The organism is Pseudoxanthomonas japonensis (assembly GCF_010093445.1).
Lineage (GTDB): Bacteria > Pseudomonadota > Gammaproteobacteria > Xanthomonadales > Xanthomonadaceae > Pseudoxanthomonas_A > Pseudoxanthomonas_A japonensis.
Genome location: NZ_PDWW01000042.1, coordinates 1 through 10810 on the forward strand (window position 1 = coordinate 1; position 10810 = coordinate 10810).

The 10810-nt window shown below is 67.8% G+C and carries 9 protein-coding genes; 6 read left to right on the top strand and 3 right to left on the bottom strand.

Annotated features, from left to right (window positions below; all coding sequences use genetic code 11):
- The first annotated feature begins 363 nt into the window (after nucleotides 1–363).
- The 3 genes from yajC to secF all read left to right on the top strand — a co-directional run bounded on the left by yajC (nucleotide 364) and on the right by secF (nucleotide 3685).
- Nucleotides 364–702, top strand: a complete 339-nt coding sequence (gene yajC / locus CSC78_RS18435) for a preprotein translocase subunit YajC (RefSeq protein ID WP_162339328.1) — start codon at nucleotides 364–366, stop codon at nucleotides 700–702.
- A gap of 99 nt (nucleotides 703–801) precedes the next feature.
- Nucleotides 802–2685 (top strand): protein translocase subunit SecD, encoded by a 1884-nt coding sequence (secD, locus tag CSC78_RS18440; protein WP_162339329.1) that lies wholly within the window; start codon nucleotides 802–804, stop codon nucleotides 2683–2685.
- A 16-nt stretch (nucleotides 2686–2701) separates the two neighbouring features.
- Nucleotides 2702–3685, top strand: a complete 984-nt coding sequence (secF, locus tag CSC78_RS18445) for a protein translocase subunit SecF (RefSeq protein ID WP_162339330.1) — start codon at nucleotides 2702–2704, stop codon at nucleotides 3683–3685.
- A 222-nt stretch (nucleotides 3686–3907) separates the two neighbouring features.
- Here the strand turns inward: secF and CSC78_RS18450 are convergent, their stop codons facing one another.
- Nucleotides 3908–4729, bottom strand: coding sequence for an inositol monophosphatase family protein (locus CSC78_RS18450; RefSeq protein WP_162339331.1), 822 nt, complete (start codon nucleotides 4727–4729; stop codon nucleotides 3908–3910).
- Nucleotides 4730–4823: 94 nt separating this feature from the next.
- Between CSC78_RS18450 and CSC78_RS18455 the strand changes: the two genes are divergently transcribed.
- Genes CSC78_RS18455 through CSC78_RS18465 form a run of 3 tightly spaced genes read left to right on the top strand, consistent with a single transcriptional unit; the run spans nucleotide 4824 to nucleotide 8727 of the window.
- Nucleotides 4824–5630 carry an RNA methyltransferase gene (locus CSC78_RS18455; RefSeq protein ID WP_162339332.1) on the top strand — a complete coding sequence of 269 codons (807 nt, stop codon included), beginning with the start codon at nucleotides 4824–4826 and terminating at the stop codon, nucleotides 5628–5630.
- 50 nt (nucleotides 5631–5680) lie between these two features.
- A complete protein-coding gene (locus tag CSC78_RS18460) occupies nucleotides 5681–6610 on the top strand; it encodes a phosphate/phosphite/phosphonate ABC transporter substrate-binding protein (protein WP_379608939.1) in 930 nt (309 codons plus the stop codon).
- Nucleotides 6607–8727 carry a putative bifunctional diguanylate cyclase/phosphodiesterase gene (locus CSC78_RS18465; RefSeq protein ID WP_162339333.1) on the top strand — a complete coding sequence of 707 codons (2121 nt, stop codon included), beginning with the start codon at nucleotides 6607–6609 and terminating at the stop codon, nucleotides 8725–8727. The genes CSC78_RS18460 and CSC78_RS18465 overlap by 4 nt, the downstream gene beginning before the upstream one ends.
- Nucleotides 8728–8838: 111 nt before the next feature.
- Here the strand turns inward: CSC78_RS18465 and CSC78_RS18470 are convergent, their stop codons facing one another.
- Together CSC78_RS18470 and CSC78_RS18475 are read right to left on the bottom strand one after the other, a co-directional pair.
- Complete coding sequence (locus CSC78_RS18470) at nucleotides 8839–9465, bottom strand: exopolysaccharide biosynthesis protein (protein WP_162339334.1); 627 nt, start codon at nucleotides 9463–9465, stop codon at nucleotides 8839–8841.
- A gap of 1 nt (nucleotide 9466) precedes the next feature.
- On the bottom strand, nucleotides 9467–10774 hold the full coding sequence (locus CSC78_RS18475; RefSeq protein ID WP_162339335.1) for a hemolysin family protein: 1308 nt from the start codon (nucleotides 10772–10774) through the stop codon (nucleotides 9467–9469).
- Between the last annotated feature and the right edge of the window lie 36 nt (nucleotides 10775–10810).

The window sequence follows — 10810 nt, forward strand, 5'->3', positions numbered from 1 at the left end:
TTCGGGCTATGGATCGAGGTCGATGTGCGGCGGCCCTGGCTCCTACACGTGCTCGAACACAGCGGCCTGTCGGCCTGCCGCACATCGCTCTCCGCCACAACTCTAGGGGTAACCGCAGACACAAGCGGGCCATGCCCGCGATGCGCTCCCTCGGCCGTCCGGAAGAGCGTCGCGCCCATGGGGCGCTCCTACAGGCTTCGTGGCGGAGGCGAAGTCCTCTGCGGGGCAGGTCGAGACCGCAGGCCGGGAACCAACCGGCGCCGATGCGGTCTTTTCCGGTCCGGGCCGATGGGGGCGCCCGGGCGGGCCTTCCCGTCGCGTGGCATAATCCCCGGCTGCTTTTCATACCGAATGGACAAGTCCATGAATCTGCTTGATTTCCTCGTTGCCCCCGTTCTCGCCCAGGCCGCGCCGGCCCAGCAGGGCATGGGCGGCTTCGGCCTGCTGATGCCGATCGCCCTGATCGCCATCATGTACTTCCTGATGATCCGCCCGCAGATGAAGCGCGCCAAGGAGCACCGCTCCATGCTGGACAAGCTGTCCAAGGGCGACGAAGTCATCACCTCGGGCGGCATCGCCGGCACGGTCACCGACATCGGCGACAACTTCGTCACCCTGGAAGTGGCCGACAACGTGCGCGTGCGCGTGCAGAAGGCCGCCGTGGGCAACGTGCTGCCGAAGGGCACGCTGAAGTCCGCCTGATCCGTTCCTCCGCGCCGCCGCCTCGCGGCGGCGCGAATCCCGCTGTTTCCGAACCACTGCTGAGCGCATGCCCGGGAAGGGCCTGCGCGGGTCGCCACGATGCTTGAATTCCCACGCTGGAAATACGTCCTGATCCTGATCGTCGTGTTGGCGAGCGCGCTGTATGCGCTGCCCAACCTGTATCCGCAGGATCCCTCCGTGCAGATCACCGCCAACCGCGGTTTCACCGTCGACGACGCGCTGCGCGCCCGCATCGAGACCGCGCTGACGAACGCTGGCGTGAAGCCGAAGCAGATCGAGGTCGACGGCACCACCATGCTGGTGCGCCTGCCGGGCCTGGACGAACAGACCAAGGCCAACGACGCGCTGCGTCAGGCGCTGGGCGAGGACTACCTGGTCGCACTGAACCTGGCGTCCACCGTGCCGGACTGGCTGGGCAAGCTGGGCGCGCGCCCGATGGTGCAGGGCCTGGACCTGCAGGGCGGCGTGCACTTCGTGATGCAGGTCGACCAGAAGGCAGCGCTGGACAAGCGCGTGGAAGGCTACCTGGAGGATACGCGCGTCACCCTGCGCGACAAGCGCATCCGCTACACATCGGTCGAACGCCGCCCGAACAACAGCATCATGGTCACGCTGGCCGACGATGAGGACGTGGCGGCGGCGCAGCAGGCGCTGGCGCAGACGCTCAGCTCGCGCGGCAACAACGCCGGCACGCTGGCGACCGGCTCGGGCCTGACCTACCAGGCCTCGGGCCAGCAGATCACCATCGGCCTGCCGCAGGCGGAGCTGGACCAGATCGCCAGCGAGGCGATCGAGCAGAACCTGACCACGCTGCGCAACCGTGTCAACGAGATCGGCGTGGCCGAACCCATCATCCAGCGCCAGGGCAACGACCGCGTCGTCGTGCAGCTGCCCGGTGTGCAGGACACCGCCGAGGCCAAGCGCCTGATCGGCGCGACGGCCACGCTCGAGTTCCGCGCCGTGGTGGAAGGCAGTGCCGCCGACGCCGTGGCCAGTGGTCGCATCCCGCCGGAGGCCAAGGTCTACCAGTTGCGCGACAACGGCGGCCCGGTGCTGCTCAACAAGCGCGTGCTGGCGTCCGGCGACGAGATGGTCAACGCCCGCGTGGGTACCGACAACAACGGCCTGCCGGCCGTCGACGTGACCCTCAACAACATCGCCGGGCAGCGCATGTTCGACTACACCAGCGCCAACGTCGGCAAGCTGATGTCGGTGGTCTACATCGAGCGCGTGCCCACCGTGACGATGGTGGACGGCAAGGAAGTGCGCAGCGTGCGCGTCCGTGAGGAGGCGCTGTCGCCGACCCGCATCGCCGGTGTCTTCGGCAAGAACTTCCAGACCACCGGCCTGGAGAAGACCGAGGCCGAGAACCTCGCCAAGCTGCTGCGTGCCGGTTCGCTGGCCGCCCCGATGGATTTCATCGAGGAACGCGTGGTCGGCCCCAGCCTGGGTGCCGAGAACGTCGCCCGCGGCACCAAGGCGGTGGTGTACTCCTTCATCTTCGCGCTGGCGTTCTTCCTGGTGTACTACCGCATGTTCGGCCTGATCACCTGCATCGCGTTGCTGCTCAACCTGGTGATGGTGGTCGCGGTGATGTCGCTGTTCGGCGCGACGATGACGCTGCCCGGCTTCGCCGGCCTGGCGCTGACCATCGGCATGTCGGTGGACGCCAACGTGCTGATCAACGAGCGCATACGCGAGGAACTGAGGGCGGGCGTGCCGCCGCTGGCGTCCATCGCGACCGGCTACGAGAAAGCCTCGGGCACCATTTTCGACTCCAACATGACCGCACTGCTGGCCGGCGTGGCCCTGTACGCCTTCGGTACCGGTCCGCTGAAGGGCTTCGCGATCACCATGGTGATCGGCATCGCGACCTCGGTGTTCACCGCGGTGACCGTGTCGCGTGGCCTGGCCACCCTGATCTACGGCCGCCGCCGCAAGCTGAAGTCGCTGGCCATCTGACGAGAGCATCCGACCCATGAACCTCTTTCCGCTGCATCTCGTTCCCAACGACACCCGCATCGACTTCATGCGGCTGCGCTGGATCTCGATCTCCATCGCCGTGATCATGGCCGTGGTGGCGATCGGCGCCATCGCCTTCAAGGGCTTCAACTTCGCGCTCGACTTCACCGGTGGCACAGTGGTGGAACTGCGTTTCCAGCAGCCGCCCGATGTCGATGGCGTGCGCTCGCGTCTGGAAGCGGCCGGCTACGGCAGTGCCCAGGTGCAGACCTTCGGCACCGGCAGCGACCTGCTGGTCCGACTGCAGCCGAGGGAAGAAGGCGCGCAGGCCGAAGGCGACGCCGGGCTGGACGCCACCAACCGCACCGCACAGGACGTCGTCCGCCTGGCCTCGGTGGAAGGCAACCAGGCCACCGTGATGCGCAACGAGTTCGTCGGCCCGCAGGTCGGCAAGGAACTGGCGCTCAACGGGCTGTACACGCTGGTGTTCGTGGTGGTGGGCTTCCTGATCTACATCGCCGCGCGCTTCGAATGGAAGTTCGCGGTGGCCGCGATCGTCACCACCCTGCACGACGTGCTGATCTGCGCCGGCTTCTTCGCGCTGACGGGCCGCGAGTTCGACCTGACCATCCTGGCCGGCCTGCTGTCGGTGATGGGCTTCTCGATCAACGACACCATCGTGGTCTTCGACCGCGTACGCGAGAACTTCCGCAGTCTGCGCGTCGAGCCGGTGGAAGTGCTGAACCGCTCGGTCAACCAGACGCTGTCGCGCACCATCATCACCTCCTTCGTTGCGTTCCTGACCGTGCTGGCGCTGTACCTGTACGGCGGCGGATCGCTGGAAGGCATGGCCATTTCGCAGATGATCGGCATCGTGATCGGCACGATCTCGTCGATCTTCGTCGCTTGTCCGCTGTTGACCCTGGGCTTCCTGAAGGTCACCAAGCAGGATCTGATGCCGAAGGCGAAGGACGACGCCGCACTGGCGCGTCGTCCGTAATCTCCGGTAGCCGGGGAACTAAAAAGGCCGCGCGTTGCGCGGCCTTTTTTTGCGACCTAGTCTTCTGTAGGGGCGACGTAAGTCGCGACCGCACGGCCAGATCGACAGGATCAAATGATCAGGCGACGGTCGATCAGGACAAAGCAGCGCTTGGCCAACCGTTCCGCCGTAATCCGGTTTCCGGTCGCGACTGACGTCACTGCTACAAGGGCAAGCAGGCGCTCAACCGTTGAACGACGCCGCGTAACCCGACGAGACGATGGTCTTCTGCAGCGCCTCGGCGACCTTGAGGTTGCCGGCGACGATCTGGCGGGGCAGCGCAGTGCGGCCGTCGATCTTGCCGAGCGCGGCGCCGCGGAAGTCGCACACCTTGCCGCCCGCCTCGCGCACCAGCAGCACGCCGGCAGCGATGTCCCAGTCCTTCACGCCGGCCTCGAAATAGGCATCGGCGCGGCCACAGGCCACGTAGGCCAGGTCCAGCGCGGCCGAGCCGGTGCGGCGGATGTCCTCGGCGTGCACCAGCAGCTCGCGGACGCATTCCAGCTGCGCGCCGGCGCGGGCGCGCTCGCGCGGCGGGAAGCCGGTGGTGATGACGGTGCCGGCCAGTTCCTTGCGGTCGGCCACGCGGATGCGGCGCTCGTTGAGCTGGGCGCCCGCGCCGCGGCTGGCAGTGAACAGATCGTTGCGCAGGGGGTCGAAGATCACCGCGTCGGTCGGCTCGCCGTTGTCCACCAGCGCGATCGACACGCAGTAGTGCGGGAAGCCGCGCAGGTAGTTGCTGGTGCCGTCCAGCGGGTCGATGACGAAGGTGTAGCGGCCGTTGATCTGGGCGCCGCTCTCCTCGCCGACGAAGCCGTAGTCCGGGTAGGCGCGGCGCAGTTCCTTGATGATGACCTTCTCGGCATCCGCGTCGACTTCACTCGCGTAGTCCATCCGCTCCTTCTGCACCACGTTCAGCGCATCCAGCTTGTTGATGCTCCGCAACAGCACGTTGCCTGCGAGGCGGGCGGCCTTGGTCATGACGGTGACGACGGGCTTTTGCATGCGAACGGACCTCGGACAGGCGTGGGGCGGGCGAACAAGTGGAAAAGAGCAGCACGGCGCGGAGACCGGCCCGCGCAGTTTACCATTTGCCCCCATGAATACGCCCGTTTCCCCGACCGATTCCCTTTCCCCGGCCACGGCCGCCCGCCTGCGCGTGGTGCTGGTCGGCACGCAGCACCCCGGCAACATCGGTGCGGCAGCGCGTGCCCTTAAGACCATGGGGCTCGCGCGGCTGGTGCTGGTCGCACCCGAGGACTATCCCGCGGAAGAGGCCTACCGGCGCGCGGCAGGGGCCGACGACCTGCTGGGCGACGCCCCGGTGGTCGCGACGCTGGCCGAGGCCGTAGCGGATTGCCACCTGGTGCTGGGATGCACGGCGCGCAGCCGCCGCGTCCAACTGGAGGAGCACGCGCCCCGGCAGGCCGCCGCGCTGGCGGTGGGGCGGGCTACCGCCGGCGGCGAAGTGGCGCTGGTGTTCGGCCGCGAGCGCACCGGCCTGAGCAACGAGGAACTCCAGCTCTGCCACGCCGCGGTGCACATCCCCGCCAATCCCGAATACAGCTCGCTGAACCTCGCCGCCGCCGTGCAGGTACTGGCCTACGAAATGCGGCTGGCGCTGCTGGAGGGGGCGACGGCGACGACGGCGGAGCCGGTCCATCCCGACGAAACCCCGGCCAGCCATGCCCACGTGGAAGGGTTCTTCGCACAGCTCGGCGACACGCTCGATGCGATCGACTTCCACAAGGGCCGCACGCCCGATTCGGCCATGCGCAAGTTGAGGCGGCTGTTCGCCAAGGCGGACCTGACCGAGCAGGAAGTGCGGCTGTTGCGCGGCATCCTGGCCGACGCCCAGCGCATGGCGCGGCTGGCGGGCCAGGGCGGGACCGGATCACTGTCTTGAGCTCACGTTTTCCGCTAGGCTGCCGCCATCGTTCTGGCGGGCGCCTATCGTTGCGTACAACCTGGTTCCGCCTCGCGCTGGCCGCCCTCGGTGCAGCCCTGCTTCCCGCCGCCGTCGTGCCGGCCAAGGCCGCCGGCGACGAACGGGTCCTCGTCCTGGGACGCATCAGCGACGACCCCAAGGCGCACTACGAACAGCTCAAACCCCTGCTGGACTACGTGGTCCCGCGCATGCGCGATGTCGGCATCACCGAGGGCCGCATCCTGATGGCGCGCGATGCCCAGCAGATGACCAGCTACCTGCGCCGCGGCCGGGTGGACTGGGTCACCGAGACGGCGGGCACCGGTATGCGGCTGCAGGAGCGTGCCGGCGCACGACCCCTGCTGCTGACCGAGCGCGGCGGCGTGAGCCGCTACCACGGGGTGTTCTTCGTCCGCCGCGACAGCGGCCTCGAGCGCTTGGCCGATCTCAAGGGGCGGACGGTGGCCTTCCAGAACACCGCGTCGACCAGCGCGTACTTCGCGCCGTCGGTGGCGTTGCTGGATGCCGGCCAGCGGATGGAGATCCTGCTCTCGCCGATGGACCGGCCGTCCGCCGACTCGGTCGGCTACGTGTTCGCGCGTTCCGAACTCAACATCGCCGCCTGGGTGCACAAGCGCCTGGTCGATGCCGGCGTGGTCAGCAATCTGGACTGGGACGACGTGCGCCGCATGCCGCCCTCGTTCCGCCGCGACTTCCGCGTGATCCACGAAACGCAGGACTTCCCGCGCGCGCTCGAGATGGTGCGTGGCGATCTCGATCCGCGGATCGAGGCGCGCCTGCGCGAAGTGCTGCTGGAAGCCGCCAACGATCCTGCCGCGCGCGATGCGCTCAACGTCTTCTTCCGCACGACCCGCTTCCTGCCGGTCGATCCGGCCTCGCAGCAGGCATTGGACGATCTGCGCCGCGGCGTGACCCGTGTCCGGGAGCAGGTCGAATGAAGTCCGTGAAGTTCGGCCTGCAGGCGCGTTTCCTGGCGGCGATGGCGATCATGCTGTTGGTGGTGATCGCGCTGCTAGGCACGCTGCTGCACCGTCAGAAGGTGATGCAGCAGGAGGTCGCCGACCTCGGCCGCGAGGCGATGCACGGCATGGTCGAGGACAGCCTGCGCCGGCACGGCGAAGCCACCGTCGACCAGTTGGGCGACGCGCTGGCCAACCCGCTGTACTACTTCGACCTGGACACGATCGGCAGCATCGTGCGCTCGGCGCAGAAGGAGCCCGACGTCAGTTACGTGCTCGTCTACGACAACCAGGGCCGGATCATCCACGACGGTACCGCCGACATCGCGGTGTACGGGCAGACCATGACCGATCCGCTGGCGTACGAAGCGGTGAATGCGCGCAGCATGCATACGCAGTGGTCCGCGCAGATCGTCGATGTGTCCGAGCCGATCATGATCGGCAGCGAGCGCATCGGCGGCGTGCGTGTCGGCTATTCGGTCGCCTCGGTGCGCGCGTACGAAGAGAAGGCCATCACCGCCGCGCGGGCACGGCTGAACGAACTGGGCGCGCGCCACTTGGGCTGGATCGCGTTGCTGCTGGCGGCGCTGGTGGCGGCATGCGTGGCGATCATGGTGTACGCTCAGCGCACGCTGGTGCGGCCGATCCGGCAGCTGGCACGGGCGGCGCACGACATCGAGGTGGGCAACTACAACGGCGAGCGCATGGCCAGCGAGCGCCAGGACGAGGTCGGCGAACTGGTGCGTGCGTTCGGCACGATGAGCGACAGCATCGCCCGGCACGATCGTGACGTGAGGCGCATGGCCTACACCGATTCGCTGACCGGACTGACCAACCGGCTGGCGTTCCGCGAAAGCCTGGACCATCGCCTGATGATGCTGCGCGGCGCGGGCCGGCAGCTCGCGTTGCTGTTCGCCGACATCGACGACTTCAAGCGCGTCAACGACACGCTGGGCCACGAGGCCGGCGACGAAGTCCTGCAGCAGTTCGCGCACCGCATCCGCGACGCGGTGGAGCTGATGGGGGGCGACGACGCCTTGCTGGCGCGCTTCGGCGGCGACGAGTTCGTCATCCTGATCCAGGACGGGGACGTGCGTGGCGGCGCCACCCGGCTGGCCGAGAAACTGGTGGCCGAACTGGGTCGCCCGATCGTGGTGCAGGAACGCCAGGTATTCCTCGGTACATCGATCGGCATCACCCTGTTCCCGGAAGACGCCTCCGGCGCGACCGCGCTGATGAAGAACGGCGACATCGCGATGTACCAGGCGAAGGTCGCCGGCAAGAACTGCTACCGCTTCTACAGCCGTGCGATGGACCAGGCCGTCGAGCGCCGCGTGCGCATGGAGCAGGAGTTGCGCGGCGCGTGGGAGCGCGGCGAACTGAGCCTGATGTACCAGCCGGTCTTCCGCATGGCCGACAGCCGCATCGTCGGCGCCGAGGCGCTGCTGCGCTGGCAGCATCCGGAGCTGGGCATGGTGGCGCCGTCGGTGTTCATCGACGTGGCCGAGCAGAGCGGTCTGATCGAGAGCATCGGTCCCCGCGTGCTGCGCGCCGCCTGCGCCGCCGCCGCGCGCTGGGGCAGCGAACGCGACGCGATGGATCCGCTGTTCGTTTCGGTCAACGTCTCGCCGCGCCAGCTGCGCAGCGGCGACCTGCCGGACGTGGTGGCCGAATGCCTGCGCGACACCGGGCTGGCGGCATCACGCCTGCACCTGGAGCTTACCGAGACCGCCGTCATCAGCGACGAGGCGCATGCCAGCGCGCTGCTGGCCACGCTGCACCGCACCGGAGTGAAGGTGTGGCTGGACGATTTCGGCACCGGCTTCTCGGGCCTGAGCCACCTGCGCCGCGTGCCGGTCGACGGCGTGAAGATCGACCGCAGTTTCATCGCCGACATGCTGCGTGATCCCGACGACCTGGCGCTGACGTCCGCGATCATCGCGATGGCGCACTCGCTGGGCATCACGGTCGTCGCCGAAGGCGTGGAAAAGGAAGGCCAGTTCAACCTGCTGCGCGAACGTGGCTGCGACCTGGCGCAGGGCTACTGGTTGGGGTATCCGGTCACCGCGGCGGAGTTCGCGCAGCTCGTGGCGTAACGGAAAGGGTGTTGTGGGAGCGACGTAAGTCGCGATGGCCCACCGGTAAAGCCTCATCGCGACTTGCGTCGCTCCCACACCCACCTTCCTGCTTATGCCTGGTGCGAAGGCTCAGAACCACTTCGCGATCAGCGCACTCGTGGCTTCCACCAGGTTGCCGGACAGGAAACCGAACACCACCACGGCGATGCCACCGGCGATCCACGCCACCAGCAGCAGCGCGCCGTCGCGCTCGAGCAGCGCCAGCGCGAACAGCAGCAGCAGGAAACCGAACACATAGTTGGTGAACGGAATGGGCAACGCCAGCAGGATGCCCAGCAGGATCAGCAGCAACCCGGTGAAGCTGAGCGCCACACGGTTGTCGACCAGGCCTCCCATGCGGGGTCGGACGAGTTTTTCCAGGCGGCGCAGCCACGGCGCCATGCGTTGGCGGAAGCGCACCATCGCGCTGCGGTGCGGTCCGCGGCGTGCCAGGAAGGCCGGCAACCACACCTTGCGCAGGCCCAGCAGCAGTTGCACGCCGACCAGGACCACCATCGGTCCGCCGACGGCGCCGCCGACACCGGGTATCGGGATGAAGGCCGGCAGCACGCCGATGAACAGCAACAGGCCGAACGCGGCGGGGCCGAAGTCCTTCAGCAGGTCGCCCAGGCGAAGGACCTCGTCGGGATCGCCGGCGGCGAAGCCGTCGATCAGCGTGGCCGTGCTGGTGTGTCGTGGTGCGTCGTCGGCGGACATGTCAGACCGCCAGGTCTTCGCCGTCGGTCTCGGGCAGTTTCTGCAGCAGCAGCTTGTCGATGCGGGCGCCGTCGAGGTCGACCACTTCGAAGCGCCAGCCGGCCCAGTCCAGGTGCTCGCCGACGTGCGGGATGCGGCCGAAGCGTTCGATCATCAGGCCGGCGACGGTGTTGTACTCGTCGTCGTCGGGCAGCGCCAGGCCGCCCAGCAGTTCGCGCAGGTCGTCGTTGGGCAGCGAGCCGTCCACCAGCAGCGAGCCGTCGTCGCGGACCACCACCAGCGGCGCATCCTCGGTGTTTTCCGCGGCCTGCAGGCGACCGACCACGGCGCCCATCAGGTCGCTCTGGGTGACCAGGCCCTGGATCTCGCCGTACTCGTCCACGACCAGCGCCAGCGATTGCTGCTCTTCGCGGAAGATCTCCAGCAGCTTCATGGCATGGGTGGACTCGGACACGAACAGCGGCTCGCGCAGCTTGATGAAGAGGTCGGGCTGGGCGCTGCCGAAGCGGTCCAGCAGGGACTTCACTTCCAGCACGCCGACCACGTCCTGGTCGTTGCCGCGATACACCGGAAAGCGCGAGAACGCCGACTCGTGCATGGTCTGCAGGTTGTCGTCGTAGGACGCGGCGGCGTCGAGCCAGACAATCTTCTTGCGTGGCGTCATCAGGCTGTCCGCGGTGCGGTCGCCCAGGCGCAGTACGCGGTTCATCATGTTGCGCTCGTCGGCATCGATCACGCCGGCCTCGTGCCCTTCGGACACGAGCATGCGGATTTCCTCTTCCGTCACCGCTTCCTTGTTGTCGTCGGCGAGTCCGAAGATGCGCAGCACCAGGCGCGTACTGAAGGCGAGCAGGGCGACGGCCGGGGCGGTGATCCTGGCCAGCCACCCCATCGGCACGGCAACGAAGCCCGCGATGGTTTCCGGGCGCGTGATGGCGAGGCGCTTCGGCACGAGTTCGCCGAAGATCAGGGTCAGGTAGGTGATCAGCGCCACGGCGATGCCGATGCCGATCTTGGGCGCGTAAGGCGCGGACGCGGGGAGCGTGGTGGCGAGCCAGCCGCCAATGGCGCTGCCGATGGCGTCGCCACCGAACGTACCGGTCAGCACGCCGATCAGCGTGATGCCGATCTGGACGGTCGAGAGGAAATTCTCGGGCTTCTCCGACAGGTCCAGCGCGCGCTGGGCGCGATGGCTGGTCTGGGCCATCTGTTTCAGGCGGCTCTTGCGCGAGGTCATGACCGACATCTCGGACATGGCGAAGAATCCGTTCAACAGCACCAGGGCGAAAACAATGAGCAGCTCAAGCACGGGAGCCTCCGTTCAGAGCGGGGAGGGCCGGCGAGG

Bases quoted from the DNA above. Each gene is read 5' to 3' on its own strand.
- yajC (WP_162339328.1), top strand. From the start codon at position 364: ATGAATCTGCTTGATTTCCTCGTTGCCCCCGTTCTCGCCCAGGCCGCG.
- secD (WP_162339329.1), top strand. From the start codon at position 802: ATGCTTGAATTCCCACGCTGGAAATACGTCCTGATCCTGATCGTCGTG.
- secF (WP_162339330.1), top strand. From the start codon at position 2,702: ATGAACCTCTTTCCGCTGCATCTCGTTCCCAACGACACCCGCATCGAC.
- CSC78_RS18450 (WP_162339331.1), bottom strand. From the start codon at position 4,729: ATGCAAAAGCCCGTCGTCACCGTCATGACCAAGGCCGCCCGCCTCGCA.
- CSC78_RS18455 (WP_162339332.1), top strand. From the start codon at position 4,824: ATGAATACGCCCGTTTCCCCGACCGATTCCCTTTCCCCGGCCACGGCC.
- CSC78_RS18465 (WP_162339333.1), top strand. From the start codon at position 6,607: ATGAAGTCCGTGAAGTTCGGCCTGCAGGCGCGTTTCCTGGCGGCGATG.
- CSC78_RS18470 (WP_162339334.1), bottom strand. From the start codon at position 9,465: ATGTCCGCCGACGACGCACCACGACACACCAGCACGGCCACGCTGATC.